Here is a 19,786-nt window from a genome sequence, read left to right as displayed (position 1 = left end):
TGGACAACTTCGGGGGTGTGCGCGCTGTGGACAACTCCGCCCCGCTCCCCCGAAAGCGCAGGACAGCACCCCGCCCCGTCTCCCGAAAGCGCAGTCCAGCACCCGGATTTTGCTTTCGGAGGTGCCAGAGTGCGCTTTCGGGAGAACGGCGGGGCGGGGAACGGCGGGGGGCGGGGAACGGCGGGGGCGGGGAACGGCGGGGGCGGGGGCGGGTCAGCCCCGGGGGCCTAGCGGACGGTGGCGGCGATGGTGGCGGAGCCGAGGACGCGGGTGCCGTCGTAGAGGACGGCGGCCTGGCCGGGGGCGACGCCGCGGACGGGGGTCGCGAACGCGATCTGGAGGCCCCCCTCGATGGCGGTGACGGCGGCGGGGACGGGGTCGCCGTGGGCCCGGAACTGGACGAGGCACTCGCTCGAGCCCAGCAGTGCGTCGCCGCACCAGCGGGGGCGGTCGGCCGTCAGGCCACGGACGTCGAGGGCCTCGGCGGGCCCGACGGTGACGCGGTTGTCGACGACGGAGACGTCGAGGACGTAGCGGGGGCGGCCGTCGGGGGCGGGGGTGCCGATGCGCAGGCCCTTCCGCTGCCCGACCGTGAAGCCGTACGCGCCGGAGTGCTCCCCCAGCACCGCGCCGGCGGTGTCGACGAGCTCGCCCGGCCGCTCCCCCAGCCGCTTGCGCAGGAACCCGGCGGTGTCGCCGTCGGGGATGAAGCAGATGTCGTGGCTGTCCGGCTTGGCCGCAACGGCGAGCCCACGGGCCTCGGCCTCGGCGCGGACGTCGCCCTTCACCGAGTCGCCGAGCGGGAACATCGCGTGCGCGAGCTGGTCCGCCTCCAGCACGCCGAGCACGTAGGACTGGTCCTTGTCCGGGTCGACCGCCCGGTGCAGCTCGCGACCTGACGGACCGTCAATCAGGCGCGCGTAGTGCCCCGTGCAGACCGCGTCGAACCCCAGCCCGATCGCGCGGTCCAGCACCGCGGCGAACTTGATCGATTCGTTGCAGCGCAGGCACGGGTTCGGGGTGCGGCCGGCGGCGTACTCGGCGACGAAGTCGTCGACCACGTCGGCGCGGAACCGCTCGGCGAGGTCCCAGACGTAGAACGGGATGCCCAGGACGTCGGCGACGCGGCGCGCGTCCCGGGCGTCCTCGGGGGTGCAGCAGCCCTTGCCGCGCGGGTTGTCCGGCGCCTCGGCCAGCGCGAGGTGGACGCCGGTGACGTCGTGGCCGGCCTCGACGGCGCGGGCCGCCGCGACGGCGGAGTCCACGCCCCCGGACAGTGCCGCCAGGACGTTCACGGAACCGCGAGGACGGGCATCTCAGGCCCGCTTGTGCCGGGCGGCCGCGATCTCACCGGCGCGGCGGGCGCGCTCCACCACCGGGGGCAGCGCCTCGAGCAGGTCGGCGACGTCGGCCTCGGTCGAGGTGTGGCCGAGGGAGAACCGCAGCGAACTGCGGGCCGAGGGCTCGTCGTGCCCCATCGCGAGCAGCACGTGTGAGGGCCGCGCGACGCCGGCCGAGCACGCGGAGCCGGTCGAGCACTCGATGCCCCGGGCGTCGAGCAGCATCAGCAGCGAGTCGCCCTCGCAGCCGGGGAACGAGAAGTGGGCGTTGCCGGGCAGGCGTCTGTCGGGGTCGCCGTTGTAGCGGGCGTCGGGCACCGCGGCCAGCACGCCGTCGACGAGGTCGGAGCGAAGGCGCAGCAGCGTCGCGGTGTGAGCCTCGAGGTTGCGCACCGACGTCTCGACGGCGGCCGCGAAGCCCGCGATCGCGGGCGTGTCCAGCGTCCCGGAGTGGACGTCGCGCTCCTGACCGCCGCCGTGCAGCAGCGGCGTCGGCACCGTCCCGCGCGCGAGCACGAGCGCCCCGATACCGAGGGGCCCGCCGAGCTTGTGGCCGGTCAGCGCCATCGCGGACACCCCGGACCCGGCGAAGTCGACCGGCAGCTGCCCGACGGCCTGCACGGCGTCCGAGTGCAGCGGGATCTCGAACTCCCGCGCGATCGCGGCGAGCTCGGCGATCGGCTGAACCGTCCCGACCTCGTTGTTGGCCCACATCACCGAGACCAGCGCGACCGACTCGGGGTCGCGCCCGATCGCTGCCCGCAACGTCTCCGGCTGCAGCCGCCCGAGCTCGTCGACGGGCAGGATCTCCAGCTCCGCGCCCTGGTGACGTGCGAGCCACTCCGCAGGGTCGAGCACCGCGTGGTGCTCCACGGCGCTGATCAGGATCCGCCGGCGCGCTCCGTCCTCCGCGGACCGGGCCCAGTACAGGCCCTTGAGCGCGAGGTTGTCGGCCTCCGTGCCGCCCCCGGTGAACACGACCTCACCGGGCCGGCACCCGAGCGCCGCGGCGACGGTCTCGCGCGACTCCTCGACCACCCGGCGGGCCGATCGGCCGCTGCCGTGCAGCGACGAGGGGTTCCCGACGCGCCCGAGCTCGGCCGTCATCGCGGCCAGCGCCTCGGGAAGCATCGGCGTCGTCGCCGCGTGGTCCAGGTACGTCATCGCCACAAGAGCCTAATCGCGACCCGCGGGCGCGTTGTTCCCGCGGCTCCCCGAAAGCGCAGGACAGCACCGTTGAGCTTCTCCGAAAGCGCAGAATGGCACCCGCATTTTGCTTTCGCGGGTGCCATAGTGCGCTTTCGGGGAAATGCTTACTTGCGCTTCGTGATCTCGTCGGTGGCCTGCGGCAGGACCTTGTGCAGGTCGCCGACGACGCCGTAGTCGGCGAGCTCGAAGATCGGGGCCTCGCGGTCCTTGTTCACCGCGACGATCGTCTTCGAGGTCTGCATGCCGGCGCGGTGCTGGATCGCACCGGAGATGCCCGCCGCGATGTACAGCTGCGGCGAGACGGTCTTGCCGGTCTGACCGACCTGCGAGTTGTGCGGGTACCAGCCGGCGTCGACGACGGCGCGGGAGGCGCCCACGGCCGCGCCGAGCGAGTCCGCGAGCTTCTCGACGACCGACATGTTCTCGGCCGAACCGACACCGCGACCGCCGGAGACGACGATCGAGGCCTCGGTGAGCTCCGGACGCTCGCCCTTCTCCTCGATGACGGAGTCGACGATCTTCGCGCCCTTGGCGGCGGCCGAGAGCTCCACCGAGACCGGGACGCGGTTGCCGGCGGCCGGCGCGGCCTCCGGCGGGGTGGCGTTCGGGAGCACCGCGATGATCGGGGTGCCCTTGGTGGCCGAGGACTGCACGACCGTGGCGCCACCGAAGATCGACTGCTCGGCGACGACGGAACCGCCCTCGCTGGTCAGCCCGGTGGCGTCGGTGAGGACACCGGAGTTGGTCTTGATGGCCAGGCGACCGGCGATCTCCTTGCCGGTGGCGGTGGCGGCGACCAGGACGGCGGCCGGGGACTGCTCCGCGACCAGCTTGGCCAGCACCTCGGCGACCGGGGCCACGACGTAGCCCGTGAGCTCGGCGTCGTCGGCGACGTAGATGGTCTCCGCGCCGTACTCGGCCAGCTTGTCCGCGGCGTTGTCGATGCCGGAGCCGACGAACACGGCCGCCGGCTCACCCACGGCCTTGGCCATGGTCAGCAGCTCGAGGCTGACCTTCTTCAGCGCACCGTCGGTGTGCTCGACGAGAACGAGAACCTGCGACATTTCCGTATCTCCTTCTCGCCTTAGACGAACTTCTTGGACGCGAGGAAGTCCACGAGCGCGGTGCCACCGTTGCCGTCGTCCTCGACGATGGTGCCGGCCGACCGCGGGGGCCGGTCCGCGCTGGAGTTGACCTGGGTCCAGGAACCCGCCAGTCCGACCTCACCGGCATCGATGCCGAGGTCGCCGAGCGACACGGTCTCGACCGGCTTCTTCTTCGCGGCCATGATCCCCTTGAACGAGGGGTACCGCGGCTCGTTCATCTTCTCGACGGCCGAGATCATCGCGGGCAGCGAGGCCTCGACGACCTGGTAGCCGTCGTCGGTGATGCGGTTGGCCTTGAGGGTCTTCGCGTTCGGGTCGACCTCGACCTTGTTCACGAAGGTGACCTGCGGGATCCCGAGGCGCTCGGCGAGCATCGCCGGCACGACCGAGGTCCGGGCGTCGGAGGCCTCCGACCCGGCGATGACCAGGTCGTAGTCCCCGATGCGCTCGAGGGCCTTGGCGAGCACCAGCGACGTCGTCGCGGCGCACGAACCCTTGAGGGCGTCGTCGACGACGTGCACGGCGTCGTCGGCACCCATCGAGAGCGCCTTGCGAATGGCCTCCGTGGCCGAGTCCGGCCCCATGCAGAGCACGGTCACCGAGCCACCGTGGGCCTCGGTCATCTGGAGCGCCTCTTCGATGGCGAACTCGTCCATCTCGTTGAGGATGTTGTCGACCGAGACGCGGTCGAGCGTCTTGGACGCGTCGAGCTTCTTCTCAGCCCACGTGTCCGGCACCTGCTTCACGCAGACGACGATCTTCATGTTCGGCTCAGACCTCCTGGTCGAAAACGTCGCGCCGCAGCTCACGCTGGCCCTCGGTGCCCGAGGACGGGGTCACCGGGAACTATTACTGGCGAGTAGCGATCCTAGCGGGTCGTGCAGTGGCGCTCGAAACGGGGCGTCAACGCCCGACGAAAGATGCCTTCCCCGGACCGTTCTCCACGAACGAGCGCATGCCGTTCTTCTGGTCCTCGGTGGCGAACAGGGCCGCGAACAGGACCCGCTCGATGTCGAGGCCGGTGGGGAGATCGACCTCCAGACCGCGGTCGACGGCCTCCTTGGCCGCGCGGAGAGCGGCGGCGGGCCCGCCCACGAAGGTCCGGGCCCAGGCGACGGCGGCGTCGTAGACCTCGGCGTCGGGGACGACCTTGTCGACCAGGCCGATCGCGAGCGCCTCGGCGGCGTCGACGAAGCGGCCGGAGAAGATGATGTCCTTCGCCTTGGCCGGGCCGACCAGGCGCGGCAGGCGCTGGGTGCCACCGGCGCCGGGGATGATCCCGAGCAGGATCTCCGGCTGGCCCCACTTGGTGCTCTCGCCGCTGACGCGGAAGTCGGCGCACATCGCGAGCTCGCACCCGCCGCCGAGCGCGTAGCCGGTGACAGCGGCGATCGTCGGCTTCGGGATCGCCGCGACGGCGTTGAAGCAGCGGTGCAGATCCATCGACTTGACGGCCATCTCGGCGTAGGAGAGTTCCGACATCTCCTTGACGTCCGCGCCGGCCGCGAAGACGCGCTCGCCGCCGTAGATCACGACCGCGCGGATGTCGTCGTCCTTGCGCGCCGCCTGGGCGGCGTCGTGGAACTCCTCCTGCACCTGCGCGTTCAGGGCGTTCATCTTGGGCCGGTCGAGCCGAATCGTCGCGACCCCGTTGTCGACCTCAAGCCGCACAAACTCCGCCATACCGACCTCCTCGTCGAGTTCTTCCGCACGGGCACGTTATCGGCCGGGCCCGCCAGGCGGGATCATGGCCGGATGTGTGCTGATCAGGTGGTCCCGTGGCCGGGGCGTTCCGCCCCGCTCGGGGCCACCTACGACCCGGTCCGCGGCGGGGTGAACGTCGCGGTGTTCTCGCGGCGCGCGGAGTCCGTCGAGGTCTGCCTGCTCGACTCCACCGGCGCCGAGACGAACCGGATCGGGCTGCACGAGCGGACCGGGCACGTCTGGCACGCGTTCCTGCCCGGGGTCGAGCCCGGCACGCGGTACGGCTTCCGGGTCCACGGGCCGTGGGACCCCGCGCGGGGCCTGCGCTTCAACCCGACGAAGCTGCTGCTCGACCCGTACGCCCGCGCGATCACCGGCGGCTGGGGCGGCCACCCGGCCGGCTACGCGCACGTCCACACCGGGCCCGGCTCGGACGACACGGTCCGCGACGAGCGCGACTCGGCGCCCCACGTCCCGCACGCGGTGGTCGTCGACCCGGCCGACGACCCCGACTCCCCCGCCGACGCGCGGCCGAACACCGCGTGGACCGACACCGTCCTCTACGAACTGCACGTGCGCGGCTTCACCCGCAGCCACCCCGACGTCCCGCCGCACCAGCGCGGCACGTACGCCGGGCTCGCGCACCCCGCGGTCGTCGAGTACCTGACCGGTCTCGGCGTCACCGCCGTCGAGCTTCTGCCGGTGCATCACTTCGTCTCCGAGGAGCACCTGCTGCGCGGCGGCCGGCGCAACTACTGGGGCTACAACTCCATCGGGTTCTTCGCCCCGCACGCCGGCTACTCGTCGGCGGGGACGCTCGGCGGGCAGGTCCGCGAGTTCAAGGAGATGGTCCGGACCCTGCACGCGGCCGGGCTCGAGGTGATCCTCGACGTCGTCTACAACCACACGGCCGAGGGCGACGAGACCGGCCCGACGCTGTCGTTCCGCGGCCTCGACAACATCGAGTACTACCGACTGCGCGACGGGCGGCGCTACGCGGACGTCACCGGCTGCGGCAACACTCTCGACGCCCGGTCCCCGCAGGTGATCGCGCTGATCGCGGACTCGTTGCGCTACTGGGTGACCGAGATGGGCGTCGACGGCTTCCGCTTCGACCTCGCCTCCGCGCTGATCCGCGGCCCGGTCGGCGCGGACGCCCCGGACCCCCGCGCGGCCCTGCTCACCGTGCTGGCGCAGGACCCGGTCCTCTCGGGCGTGAAGCTGATCGCCGAGCCCTGGGACGCGACCGCGGCGGGCTACCTGCTCGGCGGCTTCCCACCGCCGTGGGCGGAGTGGAACGACCGCTACCGCGGCTGCGTCCGCGACTTCTGGCGCGGTGCCCCGGCCGGCGTCGACGACCTCGCGTACCGGCTCTCGGGCTCCTCGGACCTGTTCGCCCACCCGGGGCGCGGACCGATCGCCTCGATCAACTACGTCACCTCCCACGACGGGTTCACCCTGCGCGACCTCGTCAGCTACACGACCAAGCGCAACCAGGCCAACGGCGAGAACAACCGCGACGGGACCGACGACAACCGATCCTGGAACTGCGGCGAGGAGGGCGAGACCGCCAACTTCGGCGTTCTGCTTCTGAGAGAGCGTCAGATGCGCAACCTGCTGATGACGCTGCTGCTCTCGGTCGGCACGCCGATGCTGGTCGCCGGCGACGAGCGTGCCCGCACCCAGCAGGGCAACAACAACGCCTACTGCCAGGACAACGAGATCTCCTGGGTCGACTGGACGCCCGACCCGACCGCCGAGCGCCTCACGGAGTTCACGCGCACCCTGCTCGCGCTGCGCCGCGCGCACCCGGTGTTCCGTCAGCAGGGGTTCTTCACGGGCGCCCCGATCGGCGCGCACGGCCAACCCGACCTCGAATGGTTCACCGAGGCCGGCGAGCGCCTGACCAACGACGACTGGCACGACCCCCAGCGCTCCGCGCTCGGCGTCCTGCTCTGCGGCGACGCGATCCACCAGCGCGGACCCCAGGGCGAGACCCTCACCGACGACAGCTTCCTGCTGCTGCTCAACGCCGGCGCCGAGGCGGTCGAGTGGACGATGCCGACCACGACCTTCGCGACCGGCTTCGTCCCGGTGCTCGACAGCGACCCGGGTCACCCCGTCGACGGGCGGACCGTCCTCGCCCCCGGCGACACCCGGACCCTGACCGGCCGCTCCGCCCTCCTGCTCCGGGTCCTCGGCGAACCCGACCCGCTGATCGGCTGAGCTACGCCGCCGGCTCCGACTCAACTGCCGGCGGCGACGGGGTCGGCTCCGGGGTCGGCGTCGGCTCCGGTGTCGGCGTCACGACCGGCGTCGGCGTCGGCGGCGGGGTGACGGTCACGACCGGGATCGTCGGGGTCGGGGTGGGAACCGGGGTGGGGGTCGGGGTGGGAGTGGGTTCCGGGGTCGGCCGGGGGGTCGTGCCCGGGGGCGCCGGGGTCGGGGTCGGGGTCGGCTCCGGGGTCGGGGTCGGGGACTCCTCCGGCGTCGGGGTCGGGGACTCCAGGTCGCCCGGGAACACCGGGGTCGGCAGGACGATGCCGGGATCGTCGACGCCGGGGTCGTCTCCGTCGCCACCGCCGTCGCCGCTGCCGATGACCGCACCGATCGCGACGCCGACGCCGATCACCGAGAGCAGGACGACGCCCGCGATGATCGCGAACCGCCGGCGGCGGTCACGCTCGTACATGGCGAGGTAGGCCGCGTTGCGGGCGCGCTCGGCCTCGGGGTCCGCGGCGGCCGCGACCTCGACCGGGTCGGAGCCGACCGGTCCGTACCCGGCCCCGCCGTAACCACCCGCGCCGTACCCGGCCGCGGCGGCGTAGGTCCCGGCGTCGTACCCACCGGACTCGCCGTACGACGAACCCGACGACGGGTAGGGGTCGTAGGCCGCGGCCTCGACCGGCGGCCGCTCCCACGGCGCGGGGTCCGCGGGCGGCGGCGTCCACGCGGGCGGTTCGGCGACCGGCAGGACGTCGGTCTCCGCGGTCGGGCTGACGTCGGCGATGGGAACGTCGGCCGGCGCGTCGAACACGGGGGCGGCGTCGCCCACGCCCGCGCCGAACGCCGAACCCGGGGCGCTGATGTCCGGCAGCGGGGCGAGGGCCACCGCGGCGGCGATGGGTCCGATCGGTGCGGCCGGGGGCACGCGGTCGACGTCGGCCGCGATCGCGTCGAGGTACCCGGCCACGGCCGCCGCGGGACCGACGCGCGCGGCGCCGTCCTTGGCGAGCAGCGCGGCGATCAGGACCCACAACTGGTCCGGGATGCCGGCCGGGCGCACCGGCACCTCTTCGACATGACGGCGCGTCACTTCTGCCGGGTCGCCGGCGAACGGCGGCACCCCGACGCACATCTCGTGCAGCAGCACACCGAGCGCATAGAGGTCCGCGGACGCCCCGGGCACGCCCCCGGCGGCCACCTCGGGCGCCGCGTAGGCCGCCGCCGCGACCGGGATCCAACCGCGGCCGAGCCCGGCGAGCCATCGCGTCAGGCCGGCGTCGGAGACGCGCACGGCCGGGCGGCTGCCCGAGTCGTTGAACAGGATGTTGGTCGCGGTCAGGTCGCCGTGAACCAGGCCGGTCGCGTGCAGCGAGGCCAGGGCCCGGGCGATCTGCGCGCCGAGGCGGCACGCCTCGGACGGGGGGAAGGTGCGGACGACCTCGAGGGCCTGACGCAGGTTGCCGCCCTCGGCCCGCTCGGTGACGACGGCGAGCAGACCGGTGTCGGTGAGCACGATGTCGTACACCGGCATGAGGTGCGGGTGCCGCAGCGAGGTGAGCGTGTCCCGCTGACCCGCGAACTCGCGCGCGGAGGCGTCACCCCCGGACAGGTCCGGCGTGAGCACCTTGACCGCGAGCCGACGCTCGGCCGCGTCCTGCGCCACGAACACCGCACCGTGGGGACCGCGCCCCATGACCTCACCGGCCAGATAGGGCGTGCCCGGCAACCGTTCCACGCCACTTCTCCTACCGGTCCCGCTGCAGTTCTCGTGCAGCCGCCGAATCTACGGCGACGGGGTCAAGGATTGCACCCGGAACCGCTGATTGTTCGGGATAGTTCGCTGCGCGTGTCCTGCGACTGCAGACCGCGAGCTTCTCGCGGTCAGCGCACCGGGCCGTCGGTCATCCCCGCCGGCGCCATCGGCACCGCGACCAGCCCGAGCTCCGCCGGGCCGGCGAGCAGCCGGTGGGCCGGAAGGACGCGCACCGAGTACCCGAACGGTCCGCTGTTGCGCAGGGCGACGGTGCCCTCGTACCGGCTGCGGCCGCTGTCGAACTGTTCCGCGACGGTGAGCGAGAGGGTCTGCGGCCCGAGGATCTGGTCGGACTCGTCGACCCGGCCGTACACCAACTGCACGTCCACGTCGGACGGGTCGAGCGACCCAAGAGAGACCAAACAGGAGACCGAGACCTCGTCACCCACTGACGCGACGTCAACCGCGCCGGAGACCTCGACGTGGTCGACGCGGACGGCCTCCCAGCCGGCGCGGACGCGCGACTTCCAGGACGCCAGCTCGCGGGCGAGCGCGAGCTTGTCGTCGGCGAGCTCACGGGAGGACACGGCGGCCGGCGCGTAGAGCTGATTGACGTAGTCCTGGACCATGCGCGAGGCGAGCACCTTCGGACCCAGCGAGCCGATCGTGTGCCGGACCATCTCCAGCCAGCGGGCGGGCAGACCGGACTCGTCGCGCTCGTAGAACCGCGGGGCGACGGAGGTCTCGATCAGGTCGTAGAGCGCGCTCGACTCGAGCTCGTCGCGCCGCTCGGGGTCCTCGACACCGGTCGCGGACGGGATCGCCCAGCCATTGGCGCCGTCGTACCACTCGTCCCACCAGCCGTCGAGCACGGAGAGGTTGAGGCAGCCGTTCAGGGCCGCCTTCATCCCGGACGTGCCGCACGCCTCGAGCGGGCGCAGCGGGTTGTTCAGCCAGACGTCACAGCCGGGGATCATCTCGGCGGCGAGCCCCATGTCGTAGTCGGTGAGGAAGACGATGCGGTGCCGCACCGCGGGGTCGTCGGCGAAGCGGACGAGCTCCTGGATCAGGCGCTTGCCTCCGTCGTCGGCCGGGTGCGCCTTGCCCGCGATCACGAGCTGGATCGGGCGCTCCGGGTGCAGCAGCAGGTGCTTCAGCCGCTCCGGGTCCGTCAGCATCAGTGTCAGGCGCTTGTAGGAGGGCACGCGGCGGGCGAACCCGATCGTCAGCACGTCGGGATCGAGCACCGTGTTCACCCAGCCGAGCTCGGCCTCGCTCGCCCCGCGCTGCAGCCACTGCGCACGCAGCCGGCGCCGGACGGACTGGACGAGCCGCTCGCGGAGCAGGCGGCCGACGTCGAACAGGGCGCGGTCGGAGACGTCGTCGAGCGCGCCCCAGTCCTCGGCCGTGGCGATGAAGGCCGGCCCGGCCTCGCGCCGCGCGAGCTCGATCGCCTCGGGCGCGGTCCAGGTCGGGGCGTGGACGCCGTTGGTGATCGAGGTGATCGGCACCTCGTCCGGGTCGAAGCCCGGCCACAGCCCGCCGAACATCTCGCGGCTGACCGCGCCGTGCAGCAGGCTGACGCCGTTGGCGCGCTGCGCGAGGCGCAGGCCCATGACTGCCATGTTGAACACGGTCGGGTCGCCACCGGAGTACGTCTCGGCCCCGAGTTCCAGGATCCGCTCGACCGGCACCGAGGCGATCGCGTTGTCGCCACCGAAGTAGGTCGCGATCAGCTCGCGCGGGAAGCGGTCGATGCCGGCGGGCACCGGGGTGTGGGTGGTGAAGACGGTCCCGGCCCGGGCCGCCTCGAGCGCGGCGTCGAACGGCAGGCCGTCCTCCTCCGCGTACTCGCGGATGCGCTCGATGCCGAGGAAGCCGGCGTGGCCCTCGTTCGTGTGGAAGACCTCGGGGTCCGGCGTGCCGGTCAGGCGGCAGTAGGCCCGGACGGCGCGGACGCCGCCGATGCCCAGCAGCAGCTCCTGGTGCAGCCGGTGCTCGGTGCCGCCGCCGTAGAGCCGGTCGGTGATCTCCCGCTCGAACGGGCCGTTCTCCTCCACGTCCGAGTCGAGGAGCAGCAGCGGCACGCGCCCGACCTGCGCCTTCCAGACCTGCGCGGACAGCGTCCGGCCACCGGGCAGGCCGATGCGGACGCGCAGCAACGACCCGTCGGCCTCGCGCAGCGCCTCGATCGGCAGCTCGTGCGGGTCGAGGACGGGATACCGCTCCTCCTGCCACCCCTCGCGGGACAACGACTGGATGAAGTAGCCCCGCCGGTAGAGCAGCCCGACGCCGATGATCGGGACGCCGAGGTCGCTGGCCGCCTTGAGGTGGTCGCCGGCGAGGATGCCGAGGCCGCCGGAGTACTGCGGCAGCACCGCGGTGATGCCGAACTCGGGTGAGAAGTACGCGATGGCGCGCGGCAGCGGGTGCTCACCGGCGTTCTCGTTGCGCTGGTACCACCGCTCGTCGGTGCGGTAGGAGCGCAGGTCCGCCACGGCGGCGTCGAGCCGGGACCGGAACTCGGAGTCGGCCGCGAGCTCGGTGAGCCGCGCCGTGGAGACGGCGCCGAGCAGCTTCATCGGGTCCTGCCCGACCGCGTCCCAGGTCGTGGGGTCGACCGCGGCGAAGATCGCCCGCGTGTCGGCGTGCCAGCTCCAGCGGAGGTTCGTGGCCAGCTCCCCCAGGGGGAGCAGCTCGGTGGGCAGGGCGGCGCGGACGGTGAACCGACGGATAGCTCTCACCTGACTCAATCTATCCGGGAGACGTTTCGGCAATGCATCGCGCGCGGAGCCATTCGAGGGAGGCGTCCGGTGGCACCCCGAACCGCTCGGTCGGAGCACTCGCCCGGTGCCTGGTTGCGGCCCGGACAGCCGGGTACGTTCGCCAACGTGAGCGCTCGAATTCCGATCACGGACGTCCATCCCGTCGTGGACTGCACGGCCCGCCCCGCGAAAGCGGCCGCCGGCGAGCCCTTCGAGGTGCGCGCGACGGTGTTCCGCGAGGGTCACGACGCGGTCAACGCGAACGTGGTCCTGCGGGACCCGCGCGGCAAGGTCGAGTCGTGGGTGCCCATGCGGCTCCTCGCCCCCGGCACCGACCGGTGGGCCGCCACCGTCACGCCCACCCGCCCGGGCAAGTGGACCTTTCAGGTCGAGGGGTGGAGCGACCCGTACGGCACCTGGCACCACGACGCCCCGATCAAGATCGCGGCCGGCGTCGACGTCGAACTGATGCTCGAGGAGGGCGCGCGGCTGATGGAGCGCGCCGCCGAGGCGCTCGCCGCGAACTCGGCGGTGGCCCCCGAGGAGGTCGAGGTCGGCCTCAAGCTGCTCCGCGGCACCGCCGCGGACCTCCGGGACGAGCGCTACCCCGCGCAGGTCCGCCTCGCGGCCGGGCTCGCCCCGGAGGTGGAGCGGCTGCTCGCCCGCCACCCGCTGCGCGACCTGGTGACCGCGACCAAGCGCTTCCCGCTGCAGGTCGACCGCCGCGAGGCGTTGTTCAGCTCCTGGTACGAGTTCTTCCCGCGCAGCGAGGGCGCGACCCTGGACCCGCCGCGGTCGGGCACGTTCACCGCGGCGGCCGAGCGGCTGCCGGCGATCGCGGCGATGGGCTTCGACGTCGTCTACCTCCCGCCGATCCACCCGGTCGGCCGCTCGTTCCGCAAGGGCCCGAACAACACGCTGACCCCCGGCCCGGACGACCCCGGCTCACCGTGGGCCATCGGGTCCGAGGACGGCGGGCACGACGCGGTGCACCCGGACCTCGGGACGCTCGCCGACTTCGACCGCTTCGTCGACGCGGCCCGGGCGAACGGGCTTGAGGTCGCACTGGACTTCGCGCTGCAGTGCTCCCCCGACCACCCCTGGGTCAAGGAGCACCCGGAGTGGTTCACCACGCGCGCCGACGGGACCATCGCCTACGCCGAGAACCCGCCGAAGAAGTACCAGGACATCTATCCGATCAACTTCGACAACGACTTCGACGGCCTGTACGCGGAGTGCCTGCGCGTCCTGCGGCACTGGATGGACCACGGCGTCCGGATCTTCCGCGTCGACAACCCGCACACGAAACCGGTGTCGTTCTGGGAGCAGCTGCTCGCGGACATCCGCCGCACGGACCCGGACGTGCTCTTCCTCTCGGAGGCCTTCACCCGGCCGGCGATGATGCACGAGCTGGCGAAGGTCGGGTTCCACCAGTCCTACACGTACTTCACGTGGCGGACGACGAAGGCAGAACTGACCGAGTACGCGACGGAGCTCGCGCAGGAGAGCGCGCACTTCCTGCGGCCGAACTTCTTCGTCAACACCCCGGACATCCTCCACGCGTTCCTGCAGTACGGCGGGCCGCCGGCGTTCAAGATCCGCGCGGTGCTCGCCGCGACGCTCTCCCCCGCCTGGGGCGTGTACTCCGGTTACGAGCTCTACGAAGGGGTGGCCGTGCGCCCGGGCAGCGAGGAGTACCTCGACTCGGAGAAGTACCAGTACCGGCCCCGCGACTACGCGGACGCCGAGGCGGAGGGCCGCAGCCTCGCGCCCTACCTCACGACGCTGAACAACTTCCGCCGCGCACACCCGGCGCTGCAGCAGCTGCGCAACGTCGCCTTCCACGACGTGGACGACGAGAACGTGATCGCGTACTCGAAGACCGCGTCCGGGCCTGACGGGTCGTCGGACACCGTTCTCGTCGTCGTCAATCTCGACCCGCATGCCACGCGGGAGACGATGGTGCACCTGGATCCCGCGGCCCTCGGACTGATCCCCGGGGAGTCCTGCCTGGTGACCGACGAGTTCACCGGCGAGACCTGGACCTGGGGCGCCTCGAACTACATCCGCCTGGATCCGCACCGCGAACCGGCGCACCTGCTGACCCTGCGTCGATCGGGGACCGCGGGCCGATGAGCGACGAAGTGTCCCTCGCCTCCGAGGCGATCTCCGGCGAAGTCCCGATCGAGTCCAACGCCCCGATCGAGTCGTACTCGGACACACCGGCGAGCCCGCCCGACCCCGAGTGGTTCAAACGCGCGGTCTTCTACGAGGTCCTCGTCCGGTCGTTCTACGACAGCAACGACGACGGGGTCGGCGACCTGCGCGGCCTGACGGAGAAGCTCGACTACCTCGCCTGGCTCGGCGTCGACTGCCTGTGGCTGCCGCCGTTCTTCGCCTCCCCGTTGCGGGACGGCGGGTACGACGTCGCGGACTACACCTCCGTGCTGCCCGAGTTCGGCACCCTCGGCGACTTCGTCGAGTTCGTCGACGCCGCGCACCAGCGGGGCATCCGCGTGATCATCGACTTCGTCATGAACCACACGTCGGACGCGCACCCGTGGTTCCAGGCCTCCCGCACCGACCCGGACGGTCCCTACGGGGACTTCTACGTCTGGGCCGACGACGACAAGGGCTACGGCGACGCCCGCATCATCTTCGTCGACACCGAGACCTCGAACTGGACCTACGACCCGGTCCGCAAGCAGTACTACTGGCACCGCTTCTTCTCGCACCAGCCCGACCTCAACTTCGAGAACCCGCGGGTGCGCGAGGCGATCATGGAGGCGCTGCGCTTCTGGCTCGACGTCGGCATCGACGGATTCCGGCTCGACGCCGTGCCCTACCTGTTCGAGGAGGAGGGCACGAACTGCGAGAACCTCCCGCGCACGCACGAGTTCCTGCGCGAGGTCCGCGCCGAGGTCGACCGCCTCTACCCGGACCGCGTCCTGCTGTGCGAGGCGAACCAGTGGCCCGAGGACGTCGTCGAGTACATGGGCGACGGCGACGAGTGCCACATGGCGTTCCACTTCCCCGTGATGCCGCGGCTGTTCATGGCCGTGCGACGCGAGACGCGCTACCCGATCTCGGAGATCCTCGCGCAGACGCCGAAGATCCCGGACAACTGCCAGTGGGGCATCTTCCTCCGCAACCACGACGAGCTCACGCTCGAGATGGTCACGGACGAGGAACGCGACTACATGTACGCGGAGTACGCCAAGGACCCGCGGATGAAGGCCAACATCGGCATCCGCCGGCGGCTGGCCCCGCTGCTCGACAACGACCGGCGCCGCCTCGAACTGTTCACCGCCCTGCTGCTCGCGCTCCCCGGCTCCCCCGTCCTGTACTACGGCGACGAGATCGGGATGGGCGACAACATCTGGCTCGGCGACCGCGACGGCGTCCGGACTCCGATGCAGTGGGACCCGGACCGCAACGCGGGCTTCTCGAACGCGACCCCCGGCCGGCTCACGCTGCCCGTCATCATGGACCCGATCTACGGCTACCAGGTGACCAACGTCGAGGCGCAGATGGCGTCCCCGACCTCGCTGCTGCACTTCACGCGCCGGATGATCGAGGTCCGCAAGGCGAACCCGGCGTTCGGTCTCGGCACCTTCACCGACCTCGGCGGGTCGAACCCGAGCGTGCTGTCGTTCCTGCGCGAGTACTGCCCGGACCCGGAGAACCCGGCGCAGTGCGACATCGTCCTGTGCGTGAACAACCTCTCGCGGTTCGCCCAGCCGGTGGAGCTCGACCTGCGCCGCTTCGAGGGATACCGGCCGGTCGAACTGCTCGGCGGCGTCGCGTTCCCGCTCATCGGTGAGCTGCCTTACCTCCTGACGGCACCACCGCACGGCAGCTACTGGTTCCGCCTCGACCCGCCCGGGTAAGCGATCGTCATGGACAGAAGTGACGAGCTCGCCCGCTGGTTGACCGGCCAACGGTGGTTCGCGGGCAAAGGGCGCGGGATCGCGCGCGCGGAGGCCTCGCGAATCGGCCGCCTGCACGACGATCCGCCCGCCGACCTGCTCGCGGTCGCCGTGGCCTACACCGACAGCGCCGACGACGCTGCCGCCGGCGGTGAGACCTACTCGGTCCCGGTGAGCTACCGGCCCGAGCCGGACCCGAACCTGGCCCACGCGCTGATCGGGCACTGGCCCCCCGCCGAGGGCGAGTCGCCGCAGTACGCCTACGACGCGCTGCACGACAAGGAGACGACCGCGGCCTGGCTCACCGGCATGAGCGCCGGGAAGTACGCGGGCAGCCTGTCCTTCCATCGCGACTCGACGGCGGTCCCGCTGCCGGCGAACGAGCCGTCGCGGGTGATCGGCGGCGAGCAGTCCAACACCTCGCTGGTGTTCGGCGACCTGTCCGACGGGCCGAAGGCGATCCTCAAGGTCTTCCGGCGCCTCGTCGCGGGCACGAACCCGGACGTCGAGTTGCTGCACGCCCTCGGCCAGGCCGGCAACACGAGCGTCCCCGCCCTGCTCGGGTGGGTGGACGGCGAGTGGACCGGGCCCGGCGGCGACCCGCAGCGCGGGACGCTCGCGATCGCGACCGAGTTCTACCCCTCGGCCACCGACGGCTGGGACCTCGCGCTCGCCAGCGTCCGCGCGCTCTACGCCGAGGACGACCCCGACCCGGCCGCGTCCGGCGGCGACTTCGCCGGCGAGGCGTACCGGCTCGGGCAGGCGACCGCGTCGGTGCACGCCGACCTCGCGCGCGTCCTCGGCAGCGTGACGTGGTCGGCGGCCGAGATCGCCGAGCTCGCGGCAACGCTGCGCAAGCGGCTCGACGCGGCCGTGGCCGCGGTGCCCGACCTCGCGCCGTTCGCCGAGGAGATCGCCGCCCGGTACGCCGAACTGCCCGCCGCGGAGCGGAGCCTGGTCGGCCAGCGCGTCCACGGCGACCTGCACCTGGGGCAGGCGTTGCGGACCGACACCGGGTGGAAGATTCTCGACTTCGAGGGCGAGCCCGCGCGCCCGATCGCCGAGCGCTCCGCTCCGCAGACGGCGCTCAAGGACGTCGCCGGCATGCTGCGCTCGTTCGACTACGCGGCCCGGCAACTGTTCTCCGGCGCCGACCCCGCAGACCCCGCGAATCGGCCCGGGGTCGAGGAGCGGGCGGCCGCGTGGGCCGCACGCAACTCCCGCGCGTACTGTGCCGGCTACGCCGACGTCGCGGGCGCGGACGCCCTGGCCGACCCCGTTCCCCTGACAGCTCTCGTCCTCGACAAGGCGGTCTACGAAGTGGTGTACGAGACGCGCAACCGACCGGACTGGGTCGACGTGCCCCTGGGGGCGATCCGCCGCATGCTGGCGGCTCCCGTCCTGGACGACGTCCTGACGGGAGGCCGCTCATGAGCAGGATCCAGGAGAAGGCCCTGAGCCCGATGCCCGTCCCCCGCGAGGTCCTCAGCCGGCTCGTCGCGGGTGAGCATCACGACCCGCACTCGATCCTCGGCGCGCACCCGGATGGTCAGGGCGCGGTGACGATCCGCGCGCTGCGTCCCCTCGCCGACCGGGTCACGGTCGTCGTCGGTTCGGGCCCCGACGCCGCCCGGTACGAGCTCACCCATGAGCACGAGGGCGTCTTCGCCGGCGTCGTCCCCGGCGAGCACGCGCCGGACTACCGCCTCGAAGTCGTCCACGACGGCAGCACGACGCTGCTCGACGACCCGTACCGCTACCTCCCGACGCTCGGCGAGGTCGACCTGCACCTGATCCGCGAGGGCCGCCACGAGCAGCTCTGGGAGGTGCTCGGCGCGCACGTGCGCCGCTACGACGGACCGACCGGGACCGTCGCGGGGACGTCGTTCGCCGTCTGGGCGCCGAACGCCCGGGGCGTACGGCTGATCGGCGACTTCAACTACTGGGACGGCCGCGCGCACCCGATGCGCTCGCTCGGCTCCTCCGGCGTCTGGGAGATCTTCGTTCCCGACATCGGCGTCGGCACCTGCTACAAGTACGAGATCCTCGGCCGCGACGGCGGCTGGCGGCAGAAGGCGGACCCGATGGCGGCCGCCGCCGAGGTGCCGCCCGCGACCGCGTCCGTGGTCTACGAGTCGTCGTACACCTGGAACGACGAGCAGTGGATGACCACGCGTACCTCGACGGCGCCGACCGAGCGGCCGATGAGCGTCTACGAGGTCCACCTCGGCTCGTGGCGTCCTGGCCTGACGTACCGTCAGCTCGCGGAGGAGCTCGTCGGCTACGTCCAGGAGATGGGCTTCACCCACGTCGAGTTTCTGCCGGTGGCCGAGCACCCCTTCGGCGGCTCGTGGGGTTACCAGGTCTCCTCGTACTATGCGCCGACGTCGCGCTTCGGCTCCCCCGACGACTTCCGGTACCTCGTCGACCGGCTGCACCAGGCCGGCATCGGCGTCATCATCGACTGGGTCCCCGCCCACTTCCCGAAGGACGAGTGGGCCCTGGCGCGGTTCGACGGGACGCCGCTCTACGAGCACAGCAACCCGCACCGGGGCGAGCATCCCGAGTGGGGCACGCTGATCTTCGACTTCGGCCGCAACGAGGTCCGCAACTTCCTCGTCGCGAACGCGTCCTACTGGCTCGAGGAGTTCCACGTCGACGGACTGCGCGTCGACGCCGTCGCCTCGATGCTCTACCTGGACTACTCACGCCCCGAGGGGCAGTGGACGCCGAACCAGTACGGCGGTCGGGAGAACCTCGACGCGGTGCAGTTCCTCCAGGAGATGAACGCGACCGTCTACCGGCGCGCGCCGGGTGCCTTCACCGTCGCCGAGGAGTCCACGGCCTGGCCGGGCGTCACGCGGGCCACGCATCTCGGCGGGCTCGGCTTCGGCTTCAAGTGGAACATGGGCTGGATGCACGACTCGCTCGGCTACGTGAGTCACGATCCGATCCACCGGCAGTACCACCATCACCAGATGACCTTCTCGATGATGTACGCGTACTCCGAGAACTACGTCCTGCCGCTCTCGCACGACGAGGTCGTCCACGGCAAGGGCTCACTGCTCGGCAAGATGCCGGGCGACCGGTGGCAGAAGCTCGCCAACCTCCGCGCGTACCTGGCCTTCATGTGGGCGCACCCCGGCAAGCAGTTGCTGTTCATGGGCGGCGAGTTCGGCCAGGAGTCCGAGTGGTCCGAGGCCCGGGCGCTGGACTGGTGGCTGCTCGAGCACCCCGAGCACGCCGGGCTGCACCGGTTGGTCGGCGACCTCAACCGCGTCTACGTGGCCTCGGCCGAGCTGTGGGAGCGCGACCACGACCCCAGCGGCTTCGCCTGGATCGACGCCAACGACACCGGCAGCAACGTGTTCTCGTTCCTGCGCTTCGCGGCCGACGGCTCCGCGCTGGCCTGCGTCGCGAACTTCGCCAACACGGTCCACGGCGAGTACAAGATCGGCCTGCCCTTCGCCGGCCGGTGGACCGAGGTCCTCAACACCGACGCCGAGGTCTACACCGGCAGCGGCGTCGGCAACCTCGGCGGCATCGACGCGGCCGAGGAGCCGCACCACGGCCTCCCGGCGTCCGGGTGCCTGACCCTGCCCCCGCTGGGCACGGTCTGGCTCCGCCACGGCCCCGCCTGACCCACCAGCCCCCGCGTCCCCGTGGGGGTGTCACCCCTTGTCGACGCCTGGTGGACAAAGGGTGTCACCCCTTGTCGACGCCTGGCGCCTGGTGGACAAAGGGTGTCACCCCT

General features: G+C 72.0%; 12 protein-coding genes. 5 read left to right on the top strand and 7 right to left on the bottom strand.

The window, feature by feature from the left end:
• Window positions 1-227: 227 nt before the first annotated feature.
• From mnmA to SPOPO_RS0117925, 5 genes are all read right to left on the bottom strand, one after another.
• Entirely contained in the window at window positions 228-1,295 is a 1,068-nt protein-coding gene (gene mnmA, locus SPOPO_RS0117945; protein ID WP_019876346.1) for a tRNA 2-thiouridine(34) synthase MnmA, read from the bottom strand.
• Between the two features lie 21 nt (window positions 1,296-1,316).
• Complete coding sequence (locus SPOPO_RS0117940; protein ID WP_028984881.1) at window positions 1,317-2,504, bottom strand: cysteine desulfurase family protein; 1,188 nt, start codon at window positions 2,502-2,504, stop codon at window positions 1,317-1,319.
• A gap of 149 nt (window positions 2,505-2,653) precedes the next feature.
• On the bottom strand, window positions 2,654-3,613 hold the full coding sequence (locus SPOPO_RS0117935) for an electron transfer flavoprotein subunit alpha/FixB family protein (RefSeq protein WP_019876344.1): 960 nt from the start codon (window positions 3,611-3,613) through the stop codon (window positions 2,654-2,656).
• 20 nt (window positions 3,614-3,633) lie between these two features.
• The gene (locus tag SPOPO_RS0117930; RefSeq protein WP_019876343.1) at window positions 3,634-4,419 is read right to left on the bottom strand and encodes an electron transfer flavoprotein subunit beta/FixA family protein; all 786 of its coding nucleotides are present in this window, start codon (window positions 4,417-4,419) and stop codon (window positions 3,634-3,636) included.
• Window positions 4,420-4,558: 139 nt separating this feature from the next.
• Complete coding sequence (locus SPOPO_RS0117925; RefSeq protein ID WP_019876342.1) at window positions 4,559-5,338, bottom strand: enoyl-CoA hydratase/isomerase family protein; 780 nt, start codon at window positions 5,336-5,338, stop codon at window positions 4,559-4,561.
• Between the two features lie 72 nt (window positions 5,339-5,410).
• Between SPOPO_RS0117925 and glgX the strand changes: the two genes are divergently transcribed.
• A complete protein-coding gene (glgX, locus tag SPOPO_RS0117920) occupies window positions 5,411-7,585 on the top strand; it encodes a glycogen debranching protein GlgX (protein ID WP_033385100.1) in 2,175 nt (724 codons plus the stop codon).
• Between the two features lies 1 nt (window position 7,586).
• Here the strand turns inward: glgX and SPOPO_RS0117915 are convergent, their stop codons facing one another.
• Together SPOPO_RS0117915 and glgP are read right to left on the bottom strand one after the other, a co-directional pair.
• The gene (locus SPOPO_RS0117915; RefSeq protein ID WP_019876338.1) at window positions 7,587-9,320 is read right to left on the bottom strand and encodes a serine/threonine-protein kinase; all 1,734 of its coding nucleotides are present in this window, start codon (window positions 9,318-9,320) and stop codon (window positions 7,587-7,589) included.
• Between the two features lie 146 nt (window positions 9,321-9,466).
• Window positions 9,467-12,082 carry an alpha-glucan family phosphorylase gene (gene glgP / locus SPOPO_RS0117910; protein WP_019876337.1) on the bottom strand — a complete coding sequence of 872 codons (2,616 nt, stop codon included), beginning with the start codon at window positions 12,080-12,082 and terminating at the stop codon, window positions 9,467-9,469.
• Between the two features lie 147 nt (window positions 12,083-12,229).
• Here glgP and SPOPO_RS0117905 point away from each other — a divergent pair, with 147 nt between their 5' ends.
• Genes SPOPO_RS0117905 through glgB form a run of 4 tightly spaced genes read left to right on the top strand, consistent with a single transcriptional unit; the run spans window position 12,230 to window position 19,673 of the window.
• Entirely contained in the window at window positions 12,230-14,239 is a 2,010-nt protein-coding gene (locus tag SPOPO_RS0117905) for an alpha-1,4-glucan--maltose-1-phosphate maltosyltransferase (protein ID WP_028984880.1), read from the top strand.
• Complete coding sequence (gene treS, locus SPOPO_RS0117900; protein WP_051098396.1) at window positions 14,236-15,993, top strand: maltose alpha-D-glucosyltransferase; 1,758 nt, start codon at window positions 14,236-14,238, stop codon at window positions 15,991-15,993. Before SPOPO_RS0117905 ends, treS begins: the two co-directional genes overlap by 4 nt.
• Window positions 15,994-16,002: 9 nt before the next feature.
• Window positions 16,003-17,466: a maltokinase N-terminal cap-like domain-containing protein gene (locus SPOPO_RS30345; protein WP_019876334.1), complete on the top strand. Its 1,464-nt coding sequence runs from the start codon at window positions 16,003-16,005 to the stop codon at window positions 17,464-17,466.
• Entirely contained in the window at window positions 17,463-19,673 is a 2,211-nt protein-coding gene (glgB, locus tag SPOPO_RS0117890) for a 1,4-alpha-glucan branching protein GlgB (RefSeq protein ID WP_019876333.1), read from the top strand. Before SPOPO_RS30345 ends, glgB begins: the two co-directional genes overlap by 4 nt.
• Window positions 19,674-19,786 lie beyond the last annotated feature (113 nt).

The sequence above is a fragment of the Sporichthya polymorpha DSM 43042 genome (genome assembly GCF_000384115.1).
GTDB classification, from domain to species: Bacteria; Actinomycetota; Actinomycetes; order Sporichthyales; family Sporichthyaceae; genus Sporichthya; species Sporichthya polymorpha.
This window is presented reverse-complemented; position numbering and strand designations above follow the sequence as displayed.